Annotated in this window: 25 protein-coding genes and 1 pseudogene; 16 read left to right on the top strand and 10 right to left on the bottom strand. The window is 70.1% G+C overall.

The window, feature by feature from the left end; genetic code table 11:
* Positions 1-65: 65 nt before the first annotated feature.
* Positions 66-686 carry a pyridoxamine 5'-phosphate oxidase family protein gene (locus AOZ06_RS31495; protein ID WP_054292712.1) on the top strand — a complete coding sequence of 207 codons (621 nt, stop codon included), beginning with the start codon at positions 66-68 and terminating at the stop codon, positions 684-686.
* Here the strand turns inward: AOZ06_RS31495 and AOZ06_RS31490 are convergent.
* Together AOZ06_RS31490 and AOZ06_RS31485 are read right to left on the bottom strand one after the other, a co-directional pair.
* Positions 683-1,300 (bottom strand): alpha/beta hydrolase, encoded by a 618-nt coding sequence (locus tag AOZ06_RS31490; protein WP_054292711.1) that lies wholly within the window; start codon positions 1,298-1,300, stop codon positions 683-685. The genes AOZ06_RS31495 and AOZ06_RS31490 overlap by 4 nt on opposite strands.
* A complete protein-coding gene (locus tag AOZ06_RS31485; protein WP_054292710.1) occupies positions 1,297-2,280 on the bottom strand; it encodes a ring-cleaving dioxygenase in 984 nt (327 codons plus the stop codon). Before AOZ06_RS31485 ends, AOZ06_RS31490 begins: the two co-directional genes overlap by 4 nt.
* Before the next feature lie 93 nt (positions 2,281-2,373).
* Between AOZ06_RS31485 and AOZ06_RS31480 the strand changes: the two genes are divergently transcribed.
* Positions 2,374-2,820, top strand: a complete 447-nt coding sequence (locus AOZ06_RS31480) for a MarR family winged helix-turn-helix transcriptional regulator (RefSeq protein ID WP_054292709.1) — start codon at positions 2,374-2,376, stop codon at positions 2,818-2,820.
* Here the strand turns inward: AOZ06_RS31480 and AOZ06_RS31475 are convergent.
* Positions 2,817-3,664, bottom strand: a pseudogene (locus tag AOZ06_RS31475) (sigma-70 family RNA polymerase sigma factor). The gene AOZ06_RS31480 and the pseudogene AOZ06_RS31475 sit on opposite strands and share 4 nt — an antisense overlap.
* A gap of 159 nt (positions 3,665-3,823) precedes the next feature.
* On the opposite strand from AOZ06_RS31475, the gene AOZ06_RS31470 reads away from it, so the two are divergent.
* The 3 genes from AOZ06_RS31470 to AOZ06_RS31460 are packed head-to-tail and all read left to right on the top strand — an operon-like array spanning position 3,824 to position 5,410.
* Entirely contained in the window at positions 3,824-4,429 is a 606-nt protein-coding gene (locus tag AOZ06_RS31470) for a short chain dehydrogenase (RefSeq protein ID WP_054292708.1), read from the top strand.
* A 13-nt stretch (positions 4,430-4,442) separates the two neighbouring features.
* Positions 4,443-4,874 carry an anti-sigma factor antagonist gene (locus AOZ06_RS31465; RefSeq protein WP_054292707.1) on the top strand — a complete coding sequence of 144 codons (432 nt, stop codon included), beginning with the start codon at positions 4,443-4,445 and terminating at the stop codon, positions 4,872-4,874.
* 23 nt (positions 4,875-4,897) lie between these two features.
* Positions 4,898-5,410 (top strand): ATP-binding protein, encoded by a 513-nt coding sequence (locus AOZ06_RS31460; protein ID WP_157233361.1) that lies wholly within the window; start codon positions 4,898-4,900, stop codon positions 5,408-5,410.
* Between the two features lie 6 nt (positions 5,411-5,416).
* On the opposite strand, the gene AOZ06_RS31455 is transcribed toward AOZ06_RS31460, so the two are convergent.
* The 3 genes from AOZ06_RS31455 to AOZ06_RS31445 form a co-directional block, all read right to left on the bottom strand.
* Positions 5,417-5,752: a DUF6292 family protein gene (locus tag AOZ06_RS31455; RefSeq protein ID WP_157233360.1), complete on the bottom strand. Its 336-nt coding sequence runs from the start codon at positions 5,750-5,752 to the stop codon at positions 5,417-5,419.
* An 83-nt stretch (positions 5,753-5,835) separates the two neighbouring features.
* Positions 5,836-6,474: a DUF2461 family protein gene (locus AOZ06_RS31450; protein ID WP_054292704.1), complete on the bottom strand. Its 639-nt coding sequence runs from the start codon at positions 6,472-6,474 to the stop codon at positions 5,836-5,838.
* Entirely contained in the window at positions 6,471-7,637 is a 1,167-nt protein-coding gene (locus tag AOZ06_RS31445) for an MFS transporter (RefSeq protein ID WP_083472770.1), read from the bottom strand. Before AOZ06_RS31445 ends, AOZ06_RS31450 begins: the two co-directional genes overlap by 4 nt.
* A 55-nt stretch (positions 7,638-7,692) precedes the next feature.
* Between AOZ06_RS31445 and AOZ06_RS31440 the strand changes: the two genes are divergently transcribed.
* Entirely contained in the window at positions 7,693-8,442 is a 750-nt protein-coding gene (locus AOZ06_RS31440) for an AraC family transcriptional regulator (RefSeq protein WP_054292703.1), read from the top strand.
* Positions 8,443-8,467: 25 nt separating this feature from the next.
* Here the strand turns inward: AOZ06_RS31440 and AOZ06_RS31435 are convergent, their stop codons facing one another.
* Both AOZ06_RS31435 and AOZ06_RS31430 read right to left on the bottom strand, forming a co-directional pair.
* Positions 8,468-9,565: a DmpA family aminopeptidase gene (locus AOZ06_RS31435; RefSeq protein WP_054292702.1), complete on the bottom strand. Its 1,098-nt coding sequence runs from the start codon at positions 9,563-9,565 to the stop codon at positions 8,468-8,470.
* Positions 9,562-10,164, bottom strand: coding sequence for a TetR/AcrR family transcriptional regulator (locus AOZ06_RS31430; RefSeq protein WP_054297053.1), 603 nt, complete (start codon positions 10,162-10,164; stop codon positions 9,562-9,564). Before AOZ06_RS31430 ends, AOZ06_RS31435 begins: the two co-directional genes overlap by 4 nt.
* A gap of 108 nt (positions 10,165-10,272) precedes the next feature.
* Here AOZ06_RS31430 and AOZ06_RS31425 point away from each other — a divergent pair, with 108 nt between their 5' ends.
* Positions 10,273-11,637 carry an APC family permease gene (locus AOZ06_RS31425; RefSeq protein ID WP_054292701.1) on the top strand — a complete coding sequence of 455 codons (1,365 nt, stop codon included), beginning with the start codon at positions 10,273-10,275 and terminating at the stop codon, positions 11,635-11,637.
* A 116-nt stretch (positions 11,638-11,753) separates the two neighbouring features.
* On the top strand, positions 11,754-12,755 hold the full coding sequence (locus AOZ06_RS31420; protein WP_054287937.1) for an IS481 family transposase: 1,002 nt from the start codon (positions 11,754-11,756) through the stop codon (positions 12,753-12,755).
* Here AOZ06_RS31420 and AOZ06_RS31415 read toward each other — a convergent pair.
* On the bottom strand, positions 12,752-13,678 hold the full coding sequence (locus AOZ06_RS31415; RefSeq protein WP_225952952.1) for a LysR family transcriptional regulator: 927 nt from the start codon (positions 13,676-13,678) through the stop codon (positions 12,752-12,754). The two genes, AOZ06_RS31420 and AOZ06_RS31415, sit on opposite strands and share 4 nt — an antisense overlap.
* A 63-nt stretch (positions 13,679-13,741) precedes the next feature.
* On the opposite strand from AOZ06_RS31415, the gene mdlC reads away from it, so the two are divergent.
* Both mdlC and AOZ06_RS54775 read left to right on the top strand, forming a co-directional pair.
* The gene (gene mdlC / locus AOZ06_RS31410; RefSeq protein ID WP_054292700.1) at positions 13,742-15,322 is read left to right on the top strand and encodes a benzoylformate decarboxylase; all 1,581 of its coding nucleotides are present in this window, start codon (positions 13,742-13,744) and stop codon (positions 15,320-15,322) included.
* 19 nt (positions 15,323-15,341) lie between these two features.
* The gene (locus AOZ06_RS54775) at positions 15,342-16,562 is read left to right on the top strand and encodes an MFS transporter (RefSeq protein WP_083472064.1); all 1,221 of its coding nucleotides are present in this window, start codon (positions 15,342-15,344) and stop codon (positions 16,560-16,562) included.
* Here the strand turns inward: AOZ06_RS54775 and AOZ06_RS31395 are convergent.
* Positions 16,448-17,995: an amidase gene (locus AOZ06_RS31395; RefSeq protein ID WP_157233359.1), complete on the bottom strand. Its 1,548-nt coding sequence runs from the start codon at positions 17,993-17,995 to the stop codon at positions 16,448-16,450. The genes AOZ06_RS54775 and AOZ06_RS31395 overlap by 115 nt on opposite strands.
* A gap of 75 nt (positions 17,996-18,070) precedes the next feature.
* Here AOZ06_RS31395 and AOZ06_RS31390 point away from each other — a divergent pair, with 75 nt between their 5' ends.
* The 6 genes from AOZ06_RS31390 to AOZ06_RS31365 are packed head-to-tail and all read left to right on the top strand — an operon-like array spanning position 18,071 to position 23,769.
* Positions 18,071-19,183, top strand: coding sequence for a class II histone deacetylase (locus AOZ06_RS31390; RefSeq protein ID WP_054292696.1), 1,113 nt, complete (start codon positions 18,071-18,073; stop codon positions 19,181-19,183).
* 2 nt (positions 19,184-19,185) lie between these two features.
* Entirely contained in the window at positions 19,186-19,857 is a 672-nt protein-coding gene (locus tag AOZ06_RS31385) for an ABC transporter ATP-binding protein (RefSeq protein ID WP_054297051.1), read from the top strand.
* 41 nt (positions 19,858-19,898) lie between these two features.
* On the top strand, positions 19,899-20,648 hold the full coding sequence (locus tag AOZ06_RS31380; protein ID WP_054292695.1) for a dienelactone hydrolase family protein: 750 nt from the start codon (positions 19,899-19,901) through the stop codon (positions 20,646-20,648).
* Complete coding sequence (locus tag AOZ06_RS31375) at positions 20,645-21,367, top strand: SDR family NAD(P)-dependent oxidoreductase (protein ID WP_335338296.1); 723 nt, start codon at positions 20,645-20,647, stop codon at positions 21,365-21,367. Before AOZ06_RS31380 ends, AOZ06_RS31375 begins: the two co-directional genes overlap by 4 nt.
* Before the next feature lie 10 nt (positions 21,368-21,377).
* Positions 21,378-23,306 carry a N,N-dimethylformamidase beta subunit family domain-containing protein gene (locus tag AOZ06_RS31370; protein ID WP_054292694.1) on the top strand — a complete coding sequence of 643 codons (1,929 nt, stop codon included), beginning with the start codon at positions 21,378-21,380 and terminating at the stop codon, positions 23,304-23,306.
* Complete coding sequence (locus AOZ06_RS31365) at positions 23,290-23,769, top strand: alpha/beta hydrolase fold domain-containing protein (RefSeq protein WP_083472063.1); 480 nt, start codon at positions 23,290-23,292, stop codon at positions 23,767-23,769. Before AOZ06_RS31370 ends, AOZ06_RS31365 begins: the two co-directional genes overlap by 17 nt.
* Positions 23,770-23,805 lie beyond the last annotated feature (36 nt).

Genomic DNA, 23,805 nt, shown 5'->3' with positions numbered 1-23,805 from the left:
TACGCGGCGGCCGTGGAGGCACGAACACCTGGGCGCGGGCGAGGCGGCTTCAGTAGCCTGCGAACGTGGGGATGACTGAGATCAAAACGCTGGACGAGCTGGTGGCACTCGCGGGGGAACCGGCCGAACGGACGGTGTGCAAGATCCAGGACCGGATCGACGAGCACGCCAGGAACCTGATCGCGCACTCACCGTTCGTCCTGATCGCGACGGCGTCGGCCGAGGGCACGTGCGACGTCTCGCCGCGAGGCGACCCGGCCGGGTCGGTGCTGGTGCTGGACGACCACACGCTCGTGCTCGCCGACCGGCCGGGCAACAAGCTGCACGACAGCTTCCGCAACATCATCGACAACCCGAACGCCGGACTGCTGTTCCTCATCCCGGGGATGAACGAGACGCTCCGGATCAACGGACGGGCCAGGCTCGTGTCGGACGCGCCGTTCTTCGACGACCTCATCGTCAAGGGCAAGCGGCCCCGGCTGGCCGTGGTGATCGAGGTCGAGCAGCTCTACATGCACTGCGCCAAGGCGTTCCTGCGGTCGTCGCTGTGGCAGCCGGACACCTGGCCGGACCGTGCCGACCTGCCCAGCCTCGGCACGATCCTCAAGGACCAGATCGGGTTCGAGCCCACCGCGGCCGAAGCGGACGGCTACTTCGCGGAAAGCAACCGGACCCACCAGTATTAGGCCGAAAGCCACGCCCGCGCCTGGCTCACCGCCTCCGGCGTGATCTGGTGGCCGCCGGGGTGGCGGTGGACGGTGACGTCAGCGGACCGTTCCCGCAGCCGGGCCACGAGTTGTTCGGTCGACGGCAAGGGGGCCATCGGGTCCTGGGTGCCGTTGGACAGCAAGACCCTGGTGCCGCTCAGGTCCACGGCCGGTGGATCGGGAACCGGCAGCATGGCCGCGAACGCGGCGGCCTCGGTCAGCGCGTCCGGCCGCAGCAGCGCGACGGCCGCGGCGATGTTGGCGCCGTTGGAGAACCCGACGGCGACCATCCTGCGGCCGGTCAGCTTGTACCCGGCGCGGGCGTCGAGGATGAAGTCCGCGAGGTCACCCGCGCGTTTCACCACGTCCTCGTAGTCGAAGACGCCTTCGCCCAACCGCCTGAACCACCGGGGCATCCCGTTCTCGCTGACCTGACCGGCCGGTGCCAGGACGGCTGAGCCGGGGCTCAGCTCGGCGGCCAGGCCGCGCAGGTCGGCGGGACGCCCGCCCGTGCCGTGCAACAGCAGCAGCACGGGCTTGGTGACGTCGTCGCCTTCCTCGAAGAAGTGGTCGAACGACAACCTCTCGCTCATCGCGCGGCCAGTTTCTCGGCGACCTCGGGGTTGTTCTCGTCCGGCAGGTTCAGCTTGACCAGCCCGGCGGCGATCTGGTCGCGGTCGGGCTCCAGCCACGGCGGGAGCTTCAGCGCCCGGCCCAGCTCCAGCAGCGGCTCGTCGGCGGTGAAGCCGATGTCGTCGGTGGCCACTTCGAGCAGCGTGCCGCCCGGCTCGCGGAAGTAGATCGAGTGGAAGTACTGGCGGTCCATGATCGGCGTGACCTTCACGCCCTTGCCGACCAGTTCCTCGCGCCACGCCTGCTGGGTCGTGTCATCCGGGACGCGCCATGCCACGTGGTGCACCGTGCCTCCGGCGACAAGGCCGCTCGGGGCATCCGGCGTGACCAGCACGTCGACCAGCGCGCCGGGACCACCGTCGCCGGCGGCGAAGCGGAGCCGGTTGCCGTCCTGGTGCAGGAAGGTCAGGCCGAGACCATCGGTGAGCATCTCGGCGGTGGCGTCCTCCTGGGACACCGAGAGCGTCACCGAGTGCAGACCGCGGATCGCGTGCTCACCCGGGACCAACGGGGTGTCCCACGGGTTGCGCGGATCCGCCTGCTTGTGCGCGACGAGTGCGATGGTCAGGCCGTCGGGGTCGGTGAAGGTCAGGGTGTCCTCGTCGTCGCGGGTGGTGATGCGGCTGGTCTTGACCTCGACCTGGGCGAGGTGGCCCTGCCACCAGCCGATCGAGTTCGCGGGAACGGAGAAGGCCGTGGTGGTCGCCTGGCCGGTGCCCTGGCGGCCCTTGGCCACGTCGTTCCACGGGAAGAAGGTCATGATCGTGCCGGGGCGGCCGGCGTCGTCGCCGTAGTAGAGGTGGTACGTGCCGGGGTCGTCGAAGTTGACCGTGGTCTTGACCAGCCGCAGGCCGAGGGTGCGGGCGTAGAAGTCGACGTTGCGCTGCGGATTGCCCGCGATGGCGGTGACGTGGTGCAGACCCTCTGTCCTGATCGCCATGACTGCCTCCTGGTCGCTGTTCCTGAAATCTATCCCGGAAACATCTTCCTTGCAAGATATATTCCAGCGAAGGATCCGGGGTAGGGTGTACCCATGCCAGACGTCGGGGATGACGAGATCGTCACGTGGTGGGGCCTGGTCATCGAGGGCTACCAGGCCACGCAGGAACGCCTGCTCGCAGCCGTCGCCGAACACCTCGCCCTGGCACCGGGGCCCTTCGACATCCTGCTCAGGCTGCTGCGCTCACCCGGCTACCGGCTGCCGATGACCCGGCTGGCCAAGGAAGCCGCGCTGAGCAGCGGCGGTTTCACCAAGGTGGCCGACCGGATGACCGACGCGGGCCTGATCCGCCGCGAGCCCAGCGAGACCGACCGCCGCGTCACCCATGTCGTGCTGACCGGCCACGGCCTCGACACGGCGAAGCGGGCGCGCGGGATCACCGCCGAGGTGCTGCGGGAACGCGTGCTGGAACCGCTGGGGGAGAAGCGGTCGACGGAACTCGCCGAATCCATGCGTACGCTGCGCGAGACCAACGGCTAGCACGGCATCGGGCGGGTCAGCCTGGCGTGGTCGGCGAGGATGTCGACGGCGGCGATCCGCTCGCCGGTGATCGTGAAGCTGATGATCGACACCAGGTCGCCGCCGATGGTGTTGTTGACCAGCCCCGCGGCACCGTTGACCAGTGCGGGCCGGGCTGTGGCGACGGTGGCCATGCGCTGGAAGTTGCCTGCTTGACCGGCCACTGCCGCCGCGCCGCGGATGACCTGCACGCTTCCGCTGTCGACGCGGAGTACGGCGTCCGGGTCGAGGATAGCCGGCAGTCCGTCGAGGTCCCCGCCTCGCGCGGCGGTCAGGAACGCGTTCACCACCCGGCGCTGCGTGGCCAGGTCGGGATCAGGCGCCGGCGCGGCACCCCGCACCTGACGGCGGGCGCGGCTGGCGAGTTTCCTCGCGGCTGACGGCGTGCGGTCGACGATCGGGGCAATCTCCTCGAAGGACATGCCGAACATGTCGTGCAGGACGAACGCGAGCCGGGTTCAGCGACTCGAGCACCACCAGCAGCGTCGGCCCCACCGAGTCGCCGAGCAGCGCCTGCTGCTCGGGATCCTCGTCGCCCTCCCGGCTGACCACCGGGTCCGGCAGCGCGTCGAGCGGGTGCTCCTGCCGCACCCGCCGGGTGCGCAGCATGTCCAGGCAGACCCGGCCGACGACCGTGGTCAGCCAGCCCGAGATTGGCTGTCCCGCCCGGCTCGGCACGGGCCAGTCGCAGCCAGGCTTCCTGGACGGCGTCGTCCGCGTCGGTCAGTGAGCCGAGCATCCGGTAGGCCACCGCCCGCAGGTGCGTACGGTGCTCCTCGAACCGCTGGGCCGGGAAGTCGTCCATGGTCGGCCCTTCCGGGGTTGATCGTCCACCACTCTGACCACCGCGACCTCCGGAACGCGACCGCGCAGCCCCGATCACATTCCCGGCGTCCTGCACCGCTGCCGGGCGCGCCGCGCCCCTTGTCCTACAATGATCAACAGTAGTGACGGGGGGTACGCGATGAGGATCGTCGTCGTCGGCGGCGCGGGCACCATCGGACAGCGGCTGCTGCCCGCACTGCACCAAGCAGGACACGAGGTGGTCGTGGCCGGGCGAACCTCGGGTGAGGTGCGCGTCGACCTGGTCGATCACGACAGCATCGAGGCGATGTACCGCGAAGTCGGCGCTGTGGACGCGGTCGTGAGCATCGCGGCGCACGGGGCGCTCGACGACTTCGCGACGCTGACCACGGAGGCGATGGCGGAGAACATGCGGGCGAAGTTCTTCGGCCAGGCCGACCTCGTGCTGACCGGGCAGCATCACTGCGCCGACGGTGCGTCCTTCACGTTGACCTCAGGCATCTTCGCCGACCAGGCCTGGCGCGGTGTCACCGGCGGCGGGGTCATCAGCGGGGCACTGCACAGCTTCGTGCTGTCCGCGGCGATCGAGTTGCCGCGACGCATGCGGGTCAACGTGGTCAGCCCGACCATGATCAGCGATTCGGTGGACGCCTTCGACGAGCACTTCCCCGGGATGCGCCCGGTGTCGACCGACGAGGTGGTCGCGCACTACCTCCGGTGTGTCGACGGTGACGACACCGGGCAGATCATCCGGGCGTACGGCTGAGTACGCTGCCGCCGTGAAGCCTGCCAGCGATGAGCGCACTCCGGACGGTGGTGAGTTCGTGGTCGACCGGCCCGACCGCGAGCAGCTCATCAACATCGTGACCGACGAACGCGACGACGCCGTGGTGCTGACCGTCACCGGGGAGATCGACGGGCTGACCGCGCCGAGGTTGCAGCGGAAGATGGACGAGGCCTTCGACGTCCTGGACGGTCGTGCCCTGATCGTCGACCTGAGCGACGTGCAGTTCCTCGGATCACCCGGGCTGCGCACGCTGCGGGAGAGCGCGGAGACGGCCGTGCACAAGCGGGGCTTCCAGACGCTGCGGGTCGTGGTCGACGATCAGCGCCCGGTGATCAGGCCGATCGAGATCGTCGGTCTCGACCAGGTTCTCGCGCTGTACCACACCGTCGAACACGCGCTCGCCGGTGGAAAACTGCGGGATTGACCGAAGACTGCGAGTATACGAACGTGCCTCCGGCGTCAGACCAGGACGAGCGGCCGCAGTTCGACACCGCGGCGAACTCTCTGCGCCCCGCCGGTCGCGACACCGCCATGAGCTTCACGCTCACCGCGGACTGGGTCGCGCCGTCGTTGTCGCGCAACAAGCTCCGGCAATGGCTCGGGGCGCACGACTGGTCGCCCGCGCACATCGACGACCTGGTCCTGTCGATCAGCGAGGCCGTCAGCAACTCGGTGGAACACGGTTACGGGATCGCTGTCGACCAAGCGTCACCGGACCACCCCGAGGTGATCGAGGTCCACGCCGAGATCGAGCCGGAGCCGGGCGGCTACCGGCGCGCCGTGCTGACGATCGTCGACCACGGCGACTGGAAGCAGCCGGGCACCGGGCCGACCAACCGCAGGCAGGGGTTGCGGATCATGCGGGCGTGCACCGAGACCATGACGATCGACCACTCGTCCGGCGGGACGACAGTGGTGTTGCGCAGTTGGCCGATCCCGGTTCCGCTGTCGCGGGGCTGATCCCGCTCAGCCTGCCATCTCGTTCAACGACGTCACGAACCGCGCCACCGTCCCCGGGTCCGGCATGACTTCGCCGTACAGCCGGGACACGATGATCATCTCGTCGTCGCCGTGCCCGTCCAGCGCCGCGATCCAGCCGGTGCCCTCGTCCCACAGCAGCGCCAGATCGCGGCCGGGGAACTGGTCGAGCCGTTCGTCGAGCGCGATGTACGCCTGCGAGGGCCTGCTGGTGTCCAGGCAGCAGGACTCCATGCCGATCCCCAGCCTGACCGCGACCGACGCCACGTACGCCCGCAGGCCGCGAGTGTGCGAGTCGTAGTCGTCCACGAGCGTGTCGGTCATCGCGTTGCCCTCCCATCGACTGGCCACATGAGAACATCTGGATCGCTTGTCCAAACGCGGCGCCGGACGGACAGCTGGACGCGTCAACCAGGCTGTGGCACAGGTTCGGCGACCGAGCGGGCGAGCCATCCCAGCAGGTCGTCCAGTTCCTCCGCGCGTGCGGCAAGCCAGGCCGAGGCCCGCGGCGTCCACAGCTCGTCCTCATCGGACAGTGTGGTGTTCGCGATGATCGACCTGTGGCGTAACAGATCCGCGTGTGGATGGTCGGCGGGATACTGGCGGGGTGCGCGTTTCATCACGTCACCGGTGATCTCATAGCCTTTGGCGCGTAGCGATTCCAGGATGGCGGTCAGTTCATGGCCGTCAGCGGCCACAGCCGCGCGGTAGCGGGGGACCTGCCCTGGGTCGGGATAGTGCCACGCAGCCTTGACATGCAGACCGTCCAGGTTGAGGCGGACGGTCAGTTCGACGCACCGCGCGAGCCGGACGGTCGCGCACTGGTTCTGCCACCAGAACGGATCCTTCCCATAGCTCCACACGGAAAAGTCCTCATAGCGCGAGTCGCTGCCGGCGAGGTCGCCGAGCAGGGCGATCATCGGCAGGCGGACGAGCCGTTCCCTGTCCTTGCGCACCTGCTGCCTGGTTTCGGCCGACGGCAGCCCTTCCAGCCGCATGAGTACGTCGAACGCCTGCCGCGGCCATCCGGTGAACTGTTCCGTCATGCGTCCACCTTGACACAGGGGTCCGACAATCCGGCGGGCTCGCGGAGCGTCCGGATGAGCAGCCACCCGAACGCCGGGAGCACGACCAGCGGCATCAGGGCGGTCCGCAGTGACGTGCCGTCCGCGATGGCGCCGATGACGGGACTGGCCAGGCCGCCGACGCTGACCGTGAGCCCCAGTGTCACGCCGCTGGCCGTGCCGAGATGCCGCGGCAGGTAGTCCTGGCCGAGCGTGATGTGCAGCGAGAACGGCACGTACAGGCAGGCCGAGCTCAGTGCGACGAACAGGAAGATCGACGGTCCCGGCACGAACACGACACCGGCCACGGCAGCCACCGTGACCAGATAGGACCACTGCACGACTCGCAGGCGGCCGTACCTGTCTGCCAGCCTGCCTCCAGCGACCGTTCCGATCGCTCCGCCGAGGTACAGCACGAACAGGGCCACGGTGCCGACGGCCTCGCCGCCACCCACGCGTTGGCTGGTGTAGAGCGACACGAAGGCGCTCAGCCCGATGAAAACGACGGAGCGGAACATGATCGCGCCGGTCAGCCGCCCGAACGACCGCCAGTCGTCGCGGCCCGCGGCGGCCCGGTGTGCCTTCGCGTCCACCTGCGACGGTGTCATCGACCGGAGCGCGGCCACGCACAGCAGCGTGCCCGCCACCGCGGGGACCACCAGCAGCGGCGAACTGCCCAGGCCCCAGGGGGCGACGACGGCCGAGACCATGAGCGGCGCGGCAGCGAACCCGACGTTGCCGCCGAGACTGAACCAGCCCATCGCCGTGTTGCTGCCGCCGCTGGCCATCCGAGCCACCCGCGCGGCCTCCGGGTGGTAGGCGGCGACACCTATGCCGGAGAGCGCGACGAACACGAGGGTGAGCGCGTACTGCTGGGTCACTCCGCACAGCGCTATGCCGACACCGCCCGCGAGAGTGCTCACGGGAAGCAGCCACGGCATGGCCCACCGGTCGGTGAGCGCCCCGAAGAGCGGCTGCACAACGGACGACAGCAGCGACGCGGCCAGCACGATGCCCGCCGCGGCGGCATACGTGTAGGCGCGTTCGGACATGAAGTACGGCACCAGGGCGGCGACCGCGCCCTGGTACACGTCCACGCACGCGTGACCGGCCGCCAACAGGGTGACCGGGCGATTCTTGACCATGCCAGGCAGCATCGCGGCCACCGCCGACGGCCCGCTTCCGATAAAATGCCACCCTATGCCGGAATCCCGCCACATGCCCCAGGCGCCGACGCACACGCGCAAGCTCGAGCCGTCGGCGATCATCGACGCGCACCGGCACGACGACCACCAGATCGTCTACGCGGGCTCGGGCGTCCTCGCGGTGACGACGGACGCGGGCACCTGGTTCGCCCCCGGCACACAGGCGATCTGGGTGCCGGCCGGGACCGTGCACGAACACCGCGCGCACGGCCACGTGGACCTGCACGTCCTCGGCCTGCCCGCGTACACCAACCCGCTGAGCCTGCTCAAGCCCGCAGTGCTCGCGGTCAGCCCGCTGCTGCGGGAGCTGATCGTGGCGTACACGAGCGAGCCGCGCACGGACAATCCCGAACGGCGGCGGCTGCGTGCCGTGCTGCTGGACCAGCTCAAGGCGTCGCCTCAGCGTGCCGTGCAGCTCCCGGCGCCACGCGATCCCCGGCTGGTGGAGCTCTGCGCGTTGCTGCAGGACGACCCGGCCGACGCGCGCACGCTGGCCGAGCTGGGCGCGACCGTCGGCGCGGGCGAGCGGACGCTGAGCCGGCTGTTCCAATCCGACCTCGGCATGACGTTCCCGCAATGGCGCACCCAGCTGCGGCTGTACCACGCGTTGCGGATGCTGGCCGACGACGTGCCCGTGACCGCGGTGGCCCACAGGTGCGGGTGGTCGTCGGCGAGCGCGTTCATCGACGTCTTCCGGCGCTCGTTCGGGCACACGCCAGGCGCTTTGCACCGATCGCAGGCGTAGCGCCGGTGTATCGGCCCGACCGGGGTCAGCCGCGGAGCAGTTCCACGAGTCGCTCACGCGGCAGGTTCGGCGTCCGGTGTCCTTCCCGCCCGACCATGGTTTCGTTGGCGCACAACGCGTTCAGCACGGCCTCCTCGACCGCATGGACAACGGCCTCGTAGAAGGAGTCCATGTGGCCCCATGGCACGAACCGCAGGTTCTCGAATTCGCCTGGCCCGTGCGAGAAGCCGCTCGTCAGCGCACCTTCGTTCGCTGTGGAGAAGGCGAGGAAGATGTCACCGGAGAAATGGGATCCGCTGGTGCCGGTGCGGGTGAGGCCGAGCGGGATGCGACGGGCCAGCGCGGTGCACTGCCCGGGGAGCAGCGGGGCGTCGGTCGCCAGCACCACGATCACGGACCCGGCGCCCGCCTGCGCCACCACCCAGTCCTCGAGCGGATTGTCGTCGGCGAGGTGTGCGCCGACCGGGTTCCCGTTCACCGTCAGCTCTTGCCGTGAGCCGAAGTTGGCTTGGACGAACGCGCCCACGGCGTACTCGTGCGGCCCGTAGGACACCACCCGTGACGCGGTGCCGCTGCCGCCTTTGAAGCCGTAGCAGTTCATTCCCGTTCCGCCGCCGACCGATCCCTCTTCGACGGGGCCGCTCGCCGCGGCTTCGATCGCGGCCTTCGCGTGCTCCGGCTGCACGGCCGGGGCGTAGATGTCGTTGAGGTAGCCGTCCCAGGTCTCGGCGACCACCGGCAGCAGCCACGCGTGGGCACCGTCCGGCTTGTTCTCGGCGACCCAGTCGATCACGCCCCGGTGGCACGGCCCGACCGCGTGCGTGTTGGTGATCATGACCGGCAGGCTCAGCGCGCCTGATTCGGTGAGCCACGTCGTCCCGGTCATCTCGCCGTTGCCGTTCAACGAGTACCAGCCCGCGGCGCACGGGTGCGCGACCGTCTCGTGTGGACGCGGCAGGATCGCCGTCACGCCGGTGCGCACGGAATCGCCGGACACGAGCGTGGTGTACCCGACCGAGACCCCGGCGACGTCGGTGATCGCGTTGTACGGCCCGGGGCGGCCGGGCAGGTCGACGCCCAGGGAACGGATGCGGGGCTTGCCTGATGGCGTTGTCAGTGTCATGTCAGCTCACATCCGGTGACGGCCGACGCGTAGGCGATGATCTGCCGTGCGGCTTCGGCGGGTTCGCAGGTGGGCACGGCCATGGTCATGTGCAGGCCGTACCCGTCTTCCAGGGTGACGATGTTGCGCGCGATGGTCAGCGCATCGCCCGCCAGGCGGAACGTGCCGATCGCCGCGCCCGCTTCGAGGATGCCGACGTAGATCGTCACCTGGCGTTGGTAGAGCTCGATGTACCTCGCCGCGTACGCGGCGTCCTTGCGGGCGAACGCGCCCAGTTCGTAGAGCAGGTAGGCCAGTTCGTCACCCGGTCCTTCGGGCAGCCCGCTCATGATCATCGCGAGCAGGCGTTCGCGCGGGTCGGGCTCGTCGCGGACGGCTTCCTCGCGGGCGGTGCAGAACCGGCCCATCGCCTCCCGCTGCACCTCCCGCAGCAGCGCGGGCAGCGTGGGGAAGTAGTAGAGCACCGAGCCGGGCGACAACCCCGCCTTCTCGGCGACGTCGCCGAGCCGCAGGTCGACCAGCCCGCGCTCGACCACCGCGCGCCGTGCTGCCTCCATCAGTTGGGTGCGGCGGGCCTCCTGCCGCTTGGGGCGTGCCATGGTCACGATTTTGTCGAACGATCGTCGAAAAACCAAATAGGCCCTTGACTGGACTTCGTCATAGTTCTTTGATGCATCTTCAAAGAATGCCACCAACGGAGGTGTGCTATGACCGAGTCCGGTGCCACTGTCGCCGCACCCCGGTTGCGCCGCGGGCTGAAGGTCCTCGGCGCCCTGCTCATCACGCTGTCGGCGATCAGCCCGGCGTCCTCGGTCTTCATCATCGCGCCGGGGGTGCTGGGCCAGGCCGGGACCGGCGCGATCTGGAGTTTCCTGGCAGCGGGCGTGGTCGGCGTGTTCATGGCGTTCGTCTACGCCGAACTCGCCTCCGCCTACCCGCTGGCAGGCGGCGAGTACGCGATCGTCGCGCGCGTGCTCGGCCGGCTGCCCGGGTTCCTGGTCATGGGCCTGATCCTGGTCACCCAGGTGATCATCGTCGCGGTGATCGCGCTGGGCGTCGGCATCTACCTGTCCGCGGTGTTCCCCGCGCTCAACGGCCCGGTGGTCGCCGCGGTGACCGTCGTGGTGGCCGCGGCGTTCGGCGTGCTGGACATCAAGCTCAACGCGTGGGTCACCGGCGTGTTCCTGGGCATCGAGATCCTGGCGCTGGTGGTCGTGGCGGCGCTCGGTTTCCTGAACGTGGAACGGCCGCTGTTCGCCGAACCCGTGGCGGGCAGTCCACCCGCTGCCGTCGCCATCGGCGTGATCGGCGCCGCCACCGCCATCGCGATCTTCGCGTACAACGGGTACGGCTCAGCGGTCGTGCTGGGCGAGGAGACCGCGGACGCCTCCCGCGGCATCGCGAAAGCCATCCTCTGGGCGCTGGTGATCACGGTCGTCGCCGAGATCGTCCCGGTGACCGCGGTCCTGCTCGGCGCGCCGTCACTGGACAGCCTGTTCGGGGCGGGGAACATGATGGAGTACTTCATCACCGAACGCGCGGGCTCCGGGCTCAACACCGTGATCAGCCTGGTGGTGGCGTTGGCGATCATCAACGCCGTGCTGGCGATCCTGCTGCTGACCGCGCGGCTGTTCTTCAGCACGGCACGGGATTCGGTGTGGCCGGCCAAGGCCAACCGCTCACTGGGCGCGATCCACCCCAAGTTCCACACGCCATGGGTCGCCACGCTCGTGGTCGGCGCGCTGTCGGCCGTGGTGTGCTTCGTGGACTTGGACGTGCTGCTGGTGGTCACCGGTTCCTCGTTGATCGTCGTGTACGCCGCACTGTGCCTCGCCGCGCTTTTCGGCCGCCGCAACGGAACGACCGCGCACGCCCAGTACCGGATGCGGTGGTTCCCCATACCACCGCTGCTTGCCCTGGCGGCGCTGGTGTACGTGACTTTCCAGACCGCGAGCGATCCGGCGGTCGGGCGGCCGAGCCTGTTCGTCACGCTCGGCATCCTGGTCGTGTCCGGGATCGGCTACTACGTGCGCCGCAAGCACTGGGTCCTGCGCGGCCCCGACGAGGACTAGTTGTTGCGGGTCATGAGGTTGTTGACGCCGGGTGGGGCCTGAGGTTGGGGACGGGTCTTTCAGCGGCAGGATGAGAACTACCACGTCACTCGTCCGCCGAACAGAAAGACCCGTCTGTGCTCCACCGTAACGCCCCGCTGTCTGTCGAAGGCCGTCGCCGTCTCGTGAAACGCTGCCGCACCCGTCCGATCGCCCATGTCGCCGCGGAGATGGGTATCTCGCGGCAATGCGCCTCGAAATGGGTCAACCGCTACCGCCAGCACGGCGAGGCCGGGCTGCTCGACCGACCCAGTGTCCCGCACCACCAGCCCACCGCCACCCCCGGCGAGGTCATCGCCCGGATCGAACACCTCCGCCGTCATGGCAAGCACTCAGCCCGCCGGATCGCGCTGGAACTCGCGACCGACGGCACCAGCATCTCGGCGCGGACCGTCAGCCGTCACCTGGCCCACCTCGGCCTGCACCACCGGAAATTCCTCGACCCCAGCGGGGACAGCAACCGGGCACCCCGCACGATCATCGCCCGCTGGCCCGGGCACATGGTCCACCTGGATGTGAAGAAGGTCGGCCAGATCCCCGACGGCGGCGGCTGGCGGGTCCACGGCCGTGACAGCGAGCAGGCCAAACAAGCCCGGCGAGGCCGAGGCCGGGGCGGCCGGGCCCGCTACACCTACCTCCACTCCGCGGTGGACGGATTCTCCAGGCTGGCCTACACCGAAGCCCTGCCCGATGAGAAAGCCCGCACCGCGATCGGGTTCACCCACCGCGCCCGCGCGTTCTTCGCCGCGCACGGCATCACCCACATCGACCGCATCGTCACCGACAACGGCGCCTGCTACAAAGCCACCCACTTCGCCACCGTGCTGCGTGGAGCCCGCCACCAGCGCATCACGCCCTACACACCCCGCCACAACGGCAAAGTCGAACGCTACAACCGGATCCTGACCGAAGAATTCCTCTACAGCCGAGAGTGGACCAGCGAACAACAACGAACCAACGCCCTGACGATATGGAACGTCCACTACAACTATCATCGACCCCACACTGCCGCCGGAAACCAGCCACCAGCAACCCGGCTCCACACCGGCGTCACCAACGTCACGGCCTCATACAACTAGTCCGCAGAACAGGGTCGAGGCGCGAGCACCTCGTGCATGAACTCGACCAGCCAGCGCTGACCGGGGCTGCGGGCGTGCGCGTGCCGGGTGTAGACCGACACCTGCGCGGGCTCGATGTCCAGCGGCAGTTCCACCAGGCGCACGCGGTGCGTGCCCGCGAACACCTCGGCGGCGTTGCGCGGCACCATCGCGACCAGGTCGCCGCGCTGCACCAGGTACGGCAGCGCGGCGAACCGGGTCACCTCCAACGCCACCCGGTCGAGCAAACCGTGCGCCGCCAACGCTTTACGCGGGCCGTCGTGCCCGGTCGGGCCGAAAACGGCGATGTGCCGTTCGGCAGCCAGGTCCGCCAGGCGGACGTGGCCGCCGCGCAGCCGCGGGTGGTTGTCGGCGACCATGCCCACGTACCCCTCCGAGAACAACGGGATCCTGGCGACGCGCTGTGAGCTGAGCAGGGGAGAGGCGATGAACGCGTCGATCTCGCCCCGCCCGAGCTGGTCGGCGGCGTTCACCACGTCCAGCGGGCGGACGGACAGCGTGACGCCGGGCGCACGCGTGGGCAGCGCCGCCATCAGCAACGGCAGCAACGACAGTTCACCGAGGTCGGACAGGCACAACGTGAACGTCGTGTGCGCGGTCGCCGGGTCGAACGAGAGCGTGCCGCTCACCGCCGAGTCGATGCTCGCCAACGCCTCGCGTAGCGGTTCGTACAGCTCGCGGGCGGTGGTCGTCGGTTCGAGGCCGCCCCGGGCGCGGCGGAACAGCTCGTCGTCGAAACGACGACGGAGTTTCTGCAGGCTGTAGCTGATCGTGGGCTGCGTGACGTGCATGGACTCGGCGGTGGCCGTCACGCTGCGCGTCTCGAAGAGCAGCACGAACGTGCGCACCAGGTTCAGGTCGAAGTCCGGCATCATCGATCCCATCGATATCACTCGTCAGCAACATCTATTGGAACATGGGACGGCGTGCTGCATATGGTCCCTTGCATGCCGACTGTCCGACAGCTCTCCCACGACTTCCTCGAACGCCGGGGACTGACCACGATCTTCGGCAATCCCGGCTCGAACGAGCTGCCGTTCCTGACCGACCTGTCCAGCTCGTTCCGCTACGTCCTGGGCCTGCACGAAGGTGTCGTCGTCGGCATGGCCGACGGGTACGCGCAGGCCACCGGGCAGCCGGTGCTGGTCAACCTGCACGCCGCCGCGGGCTCCGGCAACGCCATGGGCGCGTTGACCAACGCCGTCCACTCCCGTTCGCCCCTGGTCATCACCGCGGGCCAGCAGGTCCGTTCGGCCATCGGGCTGGAGGCGATGCTGGCCAACACCGACGCCACGCAGCTGATGCGGCCATTGGTTGGCTGGGCAGGTGAGCCGAGTTGCGCCGCCGACGTCCCACGGGCCTTGGCGCAGGCGGTGTTCGAGGCGGAGCTGCAACGCCGCCCGACCTACTTGTCGGTGCCGTACGACGACTGGGGCGTGGAACTCGACGCGAACTCCGCCGTCACGCTCGACCGCCAGGTGTGGCTCGGGTCCGCGCCGAACGAGGCACAGCTGGGCATGATCGCCGACCGGGTCAAGGCGGCGCGCAGCGTGGGCCTGGTGCTCGGCGGCGAGATCGACGCGGGCGGGCTGTTCGACCGGGCGGTCGCGCTGGCGGAGCACCTGCAGGCCCCGGTCTGGATGGCGCCTTCGCCGTACCGGCTGTCGTTCCCCAACCGGCACAGGCTTTTCCGCGGCGTGCTGTCCGCCGGGATCGGCCACGTCGCGAGCGAACTCACCGGACTCGACCTGATCCTGGTGCTCGGCGCCCCGGTGTTCCGCTACCACCAGCACGTTCCCGGCCCGTACCTGCCCGAAGGCAGCCGCCTGATCCAGGTGACCGAGGACGCCGGTGCGGCCACGCGGGCGCCGATGGGCGAGGCGGTGGTGGCTGATCCAGCGGCGGTCATCGACGCGTTGATGTCGCGTGTCCCGGTCAGCCCGCACGCGCAAGGACTGGATTTCGCCCCGAACCCGCAGCCGGCGGGCGGCGACGGGGCCCTGCACCCGGAGCAGGTTTTCGCCGCCCTGCGTGCCACCCAACCGGCCGACACCAGCTACGTCGTGGAGTCGACGTCGACCAACACGGCGTGGTGGCGCCAGGTCGACCTGCGGATGCAGGGCTCGTACTTCTGGCCCGCCGCCGGTGGTCTCGGGTTCGGGATGCCCGCCGCGGTCGGGGTGGCGATGGGACGGCCCAGCCGCCCGGTCGTCGCCGTGATCGGCGACGGCTCCGCCAACTACGGCATCACCGCGTTGTGGTCCGCCGCGCACTACAACGTGCCGGTCACCTTCGTCGTGCTCCGCAACGGGACCTACGGCGCGTTGCGCTGGTTCGGCGGCCTGCTCGGCACCCCGGACGTGCCGGGCACCGAGATCCCCGGGCTCGACTTCACCCGGATCGCCGAGGGCTACGGCGTCCCGGCCACGGCGATCACCGAAGCGGACGACCTGCGCGCGGTGCTCAAGACCAGCCCGGCCGGTCCGCGCCTGATCCAGGTCGACACCCACCTGACCACTCCGGAGTAATCACCTGAGGAGTACGGCAATGACGGCGTCTCCCACCCGCCCAGTCTGGACAGCCGCCCTGTGCTGGCTGACTGTGTTGATCGAGGGCTACGACCTGGTCGCGCTCGGTGCCGCGATCCCGACCCTGCTCAAAAGCCAGCACCTCGGCTTCACCGCGGCCGGTGCGACCCTGGTGGCCACGCTGTCGCTGGTCGGCGTGGCCGTCGGCGCCGCCGGGCTCGGGCCGTTGACCGACCGGTTCGGCCGTCGCTGGATGCTGATCGGCTCGGTCCTGGTCTTCTCGATCTTCACCCTGGTCATCCCGCTCGCGCCGAACGTGGCGATGTTCGCCGTCTTCCGGTTCCTCGCCGGGCTGGGACTCGGCGCCTGCATGCCCGTGGCGCTGACCGTGATGACGGAGAACCTGCCCGCGCGCCGCGGGGCCACCGCGAGCACGTACACGATGACCGGCTACCACGTCGGCGCCGTGCTCACGTCGCTGCTCGCGTTGGTGGCCAAGGAGAACTGGCAGGTGTTGTTCTACGGCGGCGGGATCGCCGGTCTGCTCGTGCTGCCCGTCATGTGGTGGAAACTGCCCGAGTCGAGCGCGTTCCTCGCGGCCAAGGAGAAGGGCGACACGCAACGGTTCGCGCTGCGGGACCTGCTCGGGCCGAAGTGGCGGCGGATCAGCATCGCGGTGTGGACCGGTTCGTTCATGGGCCTGCTGCTGGTCTACGGGCTCAACACGTGGCTGCCGCAGTTGATGCGCACCGCCGGGTACCCGCTGTCGACGTCGGTCACGTTGCTGCTGGTGCTCAACGTCGGCGCGGTGATCGGACTGCTCATCGCCGGTGCGGTCGCCGACCGCGTCGGCATCCGGCGGATCGCGCGGATCTGGTTCGGCGCCAGCGCGGTCCTGCTGGCCGCCTTGAGCCTGCGGATCGAAAACGAGTTCCTGCTCAACGCGATGGTGCTGCTGACCGGCGTGTTCGTGTTCTCGGCGCAGGTGCTGATCTACGGGTACGTCGCGCAGGCGTTCCCCGCGCACGCACGGGGAAGCGCGCTCGGCATGACCTCGGCTGTGGGCAGGCTCGGCTCGATCGTCGGGCCGTTCATCACCGGCGCCATGGTCACCGCGGGTGTGGCTTACCCGTGGGGGTTCTGGTTCTTCGCCGCCGTGGCAGCGCTCGCGCTGGTCGCTGTGCTGCTGCTCAGGAGGGATTCGTCCGGCTTGCGCGCGGTCCAGTCCGTCACGTCCTGATACGCGCCCGCCACCGCGGCCAGCAGCTGTTCGGACCCGGCCGGGCCGAACAGCTGCGCGCCGACGGGCATGCCGGACGCCGTGAAACCGCACGGGAAGGCGATGGCGGGGAGCCCGGTCAGGTTGGCGGGAAACGTGAACGGCGTGAGCACCGGGATCAGCGGCACACCGTCCACATCGGAGATCCCGTGCGGCAGGCCGGTCACCGGGCTGGCGGGCAGCAGCAGGACGTCGACGCGTTCGAACAACTCGGCGTAGTCCCGCCGGACCGCCGCACGCACCCGGGCGGCGTGCAGGTAGTCGGCGGCGGGCACGATCAGGCCCACTTCCAGCAGCGCCTGGATCTCCTCGGAGAACCGGGCGCCCCGCGCCAGATGAGCCTGGAACTCGGCAGACGCCTCGGCGGCGGTGAGCACACCGCCGACGAGTTGTGCGATCTCCAACGACGGCAGCCGCACGTCGACGAGCTGAGCACCGAGCCCGCGCAGCGTCTCGGCGACGGCCAGCTGGTCGGGCGTCGAGACATCCGCGACACCGACTCGCACCTGCCGCATGTCGACCAGCACGTGGTCCGGCTCGGGCGGCGCCTGCCCGGTGAGAACCCGCAGCAACAGCCAGCAATCCTGGGCCGTGCGCGCCATCGGCCCGACGACGTCGAAGGACGGCGCCAGCGACATCACGCCGGTTCCCGGCACGAGGCCGTGCGTCGGTTTGATCGCCGTGGTGCCGCAGAACGCCGACGGGACTCGCAGTGAGCCGCCGGTGTCGCTGCCCAGCGCCATCGGGACGTGCCGGGCGGCCAGCGCGGCGGCTGATCCACCGGACGAACCGGACGTCATCTTTGACGTGTTCCACGGGTTGCGCGCGTGCGGTGTGGACATTCCGAGGGCGATCTCGTGGGTGGCCGTCTTGCCGACCAGGACACCGCCCGCGGCGTTGACCCTGGCCACCACCGTGGCGTCCGCGCTGGGCACGCGGCCCGCGAACACCGGGCTGCCGTACTCGCACGCGACACCGGCTGTGTCCACTATGTCCTTCGCCGCGTACGGAATCCCGTGCAGCACGCCGTCCGCGGGCGCGTTGGGCGAGGTCAGCCGGACGAACGCGCCGATCGCCGGGTCCGTGCGCTCGATGGCCGCCAGGCAGGACCGCAGCAGCTCCTCAGGGGACAGGTCGCCGCGCCGGATCGCCAGCGCCGCCTCGATCAGCCCGAGATCGCGCGGCTCGGTGACGCTGGGCGTGCGCGCCGGGACCTCGTGGCGCAACGCGATCATCCGCGGCCGGGTGACGGGTACCTCGGCGTCGGCGATTCCCGGCATGCCGCGGACGGCGTCGATCGGCCCCGTGACGAGCGGCGCCACCGACTCCACCCTGGCGATGCGCTCCGATGTCGGCTCGAGTCCCACCCACGCCGCGATCGCAGAAAGATCCACCCATCCCACCTTAGCGTCAGAACTTCCGTATTTTCACGGACCGGTTGGCACGAGGTCGCCCACGATGCTAGGCCAATGGCGACCGGTTATCTCCACCACGAGGTGTTCGGCTGGCTCGACCGCGGGACACGGGCCGCGTTGTTCGAGCCGGATCCGCGCCTCGGCGTGCAACCCTTGTGGCACTACGACATGGGCGAGACCCGGCGCCGCACGCACGAGCTGGTCGTGGTCTCCGGGCTGATCGACGAACTGGTGCCGATCAGGCCGCGCCCGGCCACCGAGGACGAGCTGCGGCGCGTGCACACGCCCGAGTACATCGCCCGCATCCAGGCCGACAGCGACCGTCCCGGCGGCGGCGACGCGGGTGACGGGATCTCACCTTTCGGGTGCGGCACCTACGACATCGCGGCGCTGGCGGCGGGCGGGGTGATCGAGGCGCTGGAAGCGGTGTGGGACAACCGCGTCCGCAACGCCTACACCCTGGTACGGCCGCCGGGGCACCACGCGACACCCGACTCCGGGATGGGCTTCTGCGTGTTCAACAACATCGCGATCGGCGCTCGGCACGCGCAGCGGGCGCTCGGCGCGCGGCGGGTCGCGATCGTGGACTGGGACGTGCACCACGGCAACGGCACACAGGCCGTGTTCTACGACGACCCGGACGTGCTGACGATCTCGCTGCACCAGGACAACGTGTTCCCGGTGGAGTCCGGCAAGGTGACCGAACGCGGGACCGGCGCCGGGCTGGGCGCCACGCTGAACGTGCCGCTGCCACCGGGAACGGGCGACGGCGGCTACCGGTACGCGATGCAGACCGTGGTGCTGCCCGCGATCCAGCGGTTCCAGCCCGACCTGGTGCTGGTCGCGTGCGGGTTCGACGCGGGCGCGATGGACCAGCTGGGCCGCCAGATGGTCACCTCGGAGGGGTTCCGCGAGCTCACCACGATGATCGCGCACGCCGCCGACAAGGCCTGCGCGGGCAGGCTCGTGCTCACCCACGAAGGCGGCTACAACCCCGCGACAGTGCCGTTCTGCGGCCTGGCCGTGATGGAGGCGTTGTGCGGCGGGAAGACCGTGCCGGACCCGTTCCTGCCGCTGATGTCCGCGATGGCAGGCCAGGAACTGCAACCCGCTCAGCGGGACGCGGTCGACGCGGCCGCCAAGCACGTCAACGACATCGGGCGGTGACGATGCTGCGCCTGGAGGACGTGACCGTCGAACGGGCCGGTCTGCCGGTGGTCCGCTCGGTGTCGATGGACGTCGCCGACGCCTCGGTCACCGTGCTGCTCGGCGACGGCGGCGCGGGCAAAACCAGCCTGCTGGAAGGAATCTCCGGTGCCGTCCCGATCAGGTCCGGCGCGATCCTGCTGGACGGTGCCCGGATCGACCGGGTCAGGGCCTGGCGACGGGCCCGGCTCGGCGTCGCGCACGTCGAGCGGCACCGGACCGTGTTCCCCGCGCTGACCGTGTCGGAGAACCTCAGAGTCGCCTGCAAGGACCTCACCGCACTCGACGAGGCCTTCGAGCTGTTTCCCGAACTGCGCGAACAGGAACACGTCCACGCGGGCCTGTTGTCCGGCGGTGAGCGGCAGATGCTGGTGATCAGCCGTGCGCTGCTGGGACGGCCCAAGGTGTTGCTGATGGACGAGATGCCACGCGGGTTGCCGCCGGTGGTGCTCCACCGGCTGGCCAGGGCCGTGCGGGAACTGGCGGACGGAGGCGTCAGCGTGGTGCTCGCCGAGCAGGCCCCCGCGCTCGCACTGTCCATCGCCGACCACGCGTACGTCCTGGCCGAGGGCGAGATCGCGTTCCACGGGGACAGCACGGACGTGCTGGGGGCGTGGTGCGGAGCAACGACGTGACCGATGGGGCGACGAGCCCGGACCGAGAAAGGGAAGACCAGATGTGTCACGGGGATGAGGCCACACCGCCCGCACCACCGGGCAGGCCGCGGCTGACGAGCGGCAGCGAGATCAGGCTCGTCTCGTCGGACGGCAACGTGTTCCTCGCCTACCAGGCCGTCCCGAGAACACACGCGGCCCAGTCGGGCGTGGTGATCCTGCCCGACGTGCGCGGCCTGCACGGGTACTACCGCGAACTCGCGCACCGGTTCGCCGAAGCCGGGATCGCCGCGCTGGCGATCGACTACTACGGCCGGACCACCGAGGACGACGACAGGGGTGCGGGCTTCGACGGATTCGCCCACGTCCAGCTGCTGAAACAGGAGCACACCGTGGCCGACGTGCGCGCGGCGGTCGACTACCTGGCCGCGGGCGGCACCCGTGCGATCTTCACGGTCGGGTTCTGCGTCGGCGGCGCGATCTCGTGGAGCCAGTCCGCGGTGGACAGGTGGGTGGCCGGCGCGGTCGGGTTCTACGGGCGGCCGGGCGAATGCCGTGAGCTGATCCCGCGGATGACGGCGCCGCTGCTGGTCCTCGCCGCCGGGGAGGACCAGCTGACCTCGGCGGACGAGGCACGCGAGTTCGACCGTGAGCTGACTTCCCACGGCGTCAAGCACACGTTCGTGCTCTACGACGGCGCCCCGCACTCGTTCTTCGACGACGGCCTGGCCGAACACGCCGACGCTTGTGCCGACGCGTGGCGGCGTGTGCTGGCGTTCGTGCGCCGGCACACCGAGGAATGGGCCGCGTGAGCGCGGCGCTGGTCACGGGCGCCGCCAGCGGGATCGGCGAGGCGATCGCGACCGCGCTGGCCGCCGCCGGCACACGCGTGGCGGTCGCCGGCATCGACGCGGCAGGCGCCCGCGAGGTCGCCGGCCGGATCGGCGGTGTCGCGGTCACGATGGCCGTCAGCGACCTGGATTCCGTTGCCACCGCGGTGAAACAAGCCACGGACGCACTCGGCACGATCAGTGTGCTGGTGAACAACGCCGGTGTGATCGGCGGCGTGGACCCACTCGCGGCGCTGCCCTACGAAGCGCTGACGACCGTGCTGCGCGTCAACGTCGGTGGCACGTTCCTGGTCACGCAGGCCGTGGCCGGTGGGATGATCGCGGCCGGCAAGGGCGGCGCGATCGTCAAACTCAGCTCGGCCGGGGCGTTCCAGCCCACGCCCGGTCTCGGCCACTACGAGGCCAGCAAGGCCCCGATCAACGCGCTGACCAGGTCGGCCGCCCTCGAACTCGCGCCGTGCGGGATCCGCGTGAACGCGATCGCGCCCGGCCCGGTCGAGACACCGCTGACCGGTCTCGCGCTGGCCGACCCGCAAGCACGGGAGGCGTGGCTGTCCCGGATCCCGACACGGCACATCGCCACACCCGCCGACCTGGTGCCGATCGTGTTGCTGCTGGTGTCCCCGGCGCGCGGCACATCACCGGCACGGTCCTGCCGGTCGACGGTGGCCAACTCCTGATGGGATGAGGATGACGCTGCATCGAGTCAACCACCAGAGCACGCCGATCGCCGGGTACACCGACCGGTTGTCCGCCCGGCCGGGTGAGCGGGTCCTGGTGCACGCCAGTTCCAGCGAACAGGAATGCGCTGTGCGTGTCGTGCGGGCCGGCCACGACGGCACCCAGCCGGTGCACACGCCGGTCGAGGCCGCTGTTCCCGGCACGTTCCACGTGCCGCACCTGGCCATGGATCTCGGCTCCTACGCGCTGGTCCCGAACCCGCCCGCGCTGGACCACGCCGTCACGTTCACCGCGTGGATCTGGCCGACCGCGCTGCCTTCGGACAGCGCGGGCATCGTCACCCAGGGGACCCCGGACGGCGGCCCGTTCGTGGCGTTGTCGCTGCTGGCCGACGGCCGCGCCGCGTTCGACGTGTCCACAGTGGATGGTTTGGTGTCGGTTCGGTCCGATGCGGCCCTGCACCTGAGGCGCTGGTACCTGGTCGTCGGCGGGTACGACCCCGCCGAAGGTGCGCGGCTGACGGTCCGTGCACGGGATCCGCTGGCCGACGAGCACTGGACGGTCGTGACCGCCCCGCCGCTCGGCCCGCTCGTCACGGGCGCGCCGTCACTGCTGCTCGCGGCGTTCCGCACCACACGTGGCGAAGTGACCGGCAACCTGGATGGCAAGATCGACAGCCCCGCCGTGTACGACGCCCTGGTCGACGGGATCGAACAGGCGGGCGCACGGGCCCGGTGGGAGCTGTCGCACGAGATCTCCGGCGACCGGATCATCGACGTCGTCGACGGCCACGACGGTCACCTGCACAACCTGCCCACGCGTGGTGTCACCGGGCACGACTGGGCAGGTGACGTGCTGGACTGGCGGCACGCCGAACGCGGCTACGGCGCCGTGCACTTCCACTCCGACGACCTCGACGAGGCGGGCTGGGCCCCGGTGCTCGCCGTCGGCCTGCCGCTGGACCTTCCGTCCGGGTGCTACGCGGTCGAACTGTCCACTCAGGACGCTGTCGAGCGGCTGCCGTTGTTCGTCCGGCCGCGGGCCGCCAACGCGCCCCTGATCCTGCTCGTGCCGACGCTGAGCTATCTCGCTTACGCGCTCGACCGGCACACCGACGGCAGCGGCGCCTGCCTGGCGTCGCTGCGGCGCCCGCTGTTCGGCATGCGGGAGGACCACGTGCTCCGGCACAACGGCTCGCCGCACCAGTACAGCGAGGACCTCCAGCTCGTCGGCTGGCTGCAGCGCCAGGGGTTCCGGTTCGACGTCATCACCGACCACGACCTGCACGCCGACGGCGTGGCGGCGCTGGCGGGATACCGCGCGGTGCTCACCGGCAGCCACCCGGAGTGCTGGACCGGCGCGATGCTCGACGCGGTCCAAGCGCACCTCGGCGACGGCGGGAACCTGGCCTACCTCGGCGGGAACGGCGCCTGCTGGGTCACCGCGATCGTGCCGGACCGGCCGCACGTGGCCGAACTGCGGCGCGGATACGCCGGCGTGCGGACCTGGGAGTGCGAACCGGGGGAGCTCCACCTGGCGAGCACGGGGGAGCCCGGCGGCCTGTGGGCGGAACGCGGCCGTTCCCTGCACCGGCTGTTCGGCATCGGCACCAGCGCCGCAGGCACGCTGCCGGGCGGCCCGTACGACCTGGTGTCCGATGATCCCGTGCTCGCCGGGCTGGACAGCCCGTTCGGCGGGTTCGACGCCGAGTTCGGCCTGTTGCTCGGCTCGCCGCCCGGGACCACTCTGCTCGACCGTCGCCGAGCGGCCGTGACACTGCTGCGTACCGCCGGGGGCGGACAGGTGTTCTTCACCGGGTCGACCGGCTGGTGCGGGGCGCTCTCGCACAAGGGAGACGACAACGACGTCTCACGGCTGACCGCCAACGTCCTGCGTTCGTTCTGCGGAGGGACCGCTACCGATGCCATTGGACCCTGAAGCCCGCGCGGTGATCGACCAGATCCCGGCCGGCTCCGCGCCCGTCGAACTGTCCCCGGCCGAGTTGGCGAAGGCGTGGCAGGCTCCGGAGAACCTGGGTCCCGTCGGCCACGCCCATGAACACACAATCCCCGGCCCCGGTGGGGAATTGACCGTACGGGTATACCAACCTGACGGCGATGGGCCGTTCCCGGCGCTGGTCTGGTTGCTGGCAGACGACCTGCCGGACCTGCCGCCCGCGCTGGTGACGACCGCCGAATACGAGGTGCTGCGGGATGAGGGCGAGCAGTACGCCCACCGGCTGCTGGACGCGGGCGTGCCGTGCGAGCTCGTCCGTTACCCGGGCCAGGTCCACGGCTTCTTCGCACTGCTCGCCGAGCACCTCAGCAGCTCGGCGGTCGCGCACAGACGCGCGTCGCGGGCACTGCGCAAGGCGTTCCGCACAGGAGGGTCGCCGCGATGATCAGGTTGGTATACAAAACAAAGTCCTCGATCCGCG

Source organism: Kibdelosporangium phytohabitans (assembly GCF_001302585.1).
GTDB classification, from domain to species: Bacteria; Actinomycetota; Actinomycetes; order Mycobacteriales; family Pseudonocardiaceae; genus Kibdelosporangium; species Kibdelosporangium phytohabitans.
The sequence above is the reverse complement of the archived record's forward strand: the minus strand, read 5'-3'. Positions and strand labels throughout refer to the sequence as shown.

Excerpts from the sequence above, each read along its gene's own strand:
- AOZ06_RS31490 (WP_054292711.1), bottom strand. The coding sequence starts at position 1,300 with ATGAGCGAGAGGTTGTCGTTCGACCACTTCTTCGAGGAAGGCGACGAC.
- AOZ06_RS31485 (WP_054292710.1), bottom strand. The coding sequence starts at position 2,280 with ATGGCGATCAGGACAGAGGGTCTGCACCACGTCACCGCCATCGCGGGC.
- AOZ06_RS31480 (WP_054292709.1), top strand. The coding sequence starts at position 2,374 with ATGCCAGACGTCGGGGATGACGAGATCGTCACGTGGTGGGGCCTGGTC.
- AOZ06_RS31470 (WP_054292708.1), top strand. The coding sequence starts at position 3,824 with ATGAGGATCGTCGTCGTCGGCGGCGCGGGCACCATCGGACAGCGGCTG.
- AOZ06_RS31455 (WP_157233360.1), bottom strand. The coding sequence starts at position 5,752 with ATGACCGACACGCTCGTGGACGACTACGACTCGCACACTCGCGGCCTG.
- AOZ06_RS31450 (WP_054292704.1), bottom strand. The coding sequence starts at position 6,474 with ATGACGGAACAGTTCACCGGATGGCCGCGGCAGGCGTTCGACGTACTC.
- AOZ06_RS31445 (WP_083472770.1), bottom strand. The coding sequence starts at position 7,637 with ATGGTCAAGAATCGCCCGGTCACCCTGTTGGCGGCCGGTCACGCGTGC.
- AOZ06_RS31440 (WP_054292703.1), top strand. The coding sequence starts at position 7,693 with ATGCCGGAATCCCGCCACATGCCCCAGGCGCCGACGCACACGCGCAAG.
- AOZ06_RS31435 (WP_054292702.1), bottom strand. The coding sequence starts at position 9,565 with ATGACACTGACAACGCCATCAGGCAAGCCCCGCATCCGTTCCCTGGGC.
- AOZ06_RS31430 (WP_054297053.1), bottom strand. The coding sequence starts at position 10,164 with ATGGCACGCCCCAAGCGGCAGGAGGCCCGCCGCACCCAACTGATGGAG.
- AOZ06_RS31425 (WP_054292701.1), top strand. The coding sequence starts at position 10,273 with ATGACCGAGTCCGGTGCCACTGTCGCCGCACCCCGGTTGCGCCGCGGG.
- AOZ06_RS31415 (WP_225952952.1), bottom strand. The coding sequence starts at position 13,678 with ATGGGATCGATGATGCCGGACTTCGACCTGAACCTGGTGCGCACGTTC.
- mdlC (WP_054292700.1), top strand. The coding sequence starts at position 13,742 with ATGCCGACTGTCCGACAGCTCTCCCACGACTTCCTCGAACGCCGGGGA.
- AOZ06_RS54775 (WP_083472064.1), top strand. The coding sequence starts at position 15,342 with ATGACGGCGTCTCCCACCCGCCCAGTCTGGACAGCCGCCCTGTGCTGG.
- AOZ06_RS31390 (WP_054292696.1), top strand. The coding sequence starts at position 18,071 with ATGGCGACCGGTTATCTCCACCACGAGGTGTTCGGCTGGCTCGACCGC.
- AOZ06_RS31385 (WP_054297051.1), top strand. The coding sequence starts at position 19,186 with ATGCTGCGCCTGGAGGACGTGACCGTCGAACGGGCCGGTCTGCCGGTG.
- AOZ06_RS31380 (WP_054292695.1), top strand. The coding sequence starts at position 19,899 with ATGTGTCACGGGGATGAGGCCACACCGCCCGCACCACCGGGCAGGCCG.
- AOZ06_RS31370 (WP_054292694.1), top strand. The coding sequence starts at position 21,378 with ATGACGCTGCATCGAGTCAACCACCAGAGCACGCCGATCGCCGGGTAC.
- AOZ06_RS31365 (WP_083472063.1), top strand. The coding sequence starts at position 23,290 with ATGCCATTGGACCCTGAAGCCCGCGCGGTGATCGACCAGATCCCGGCC.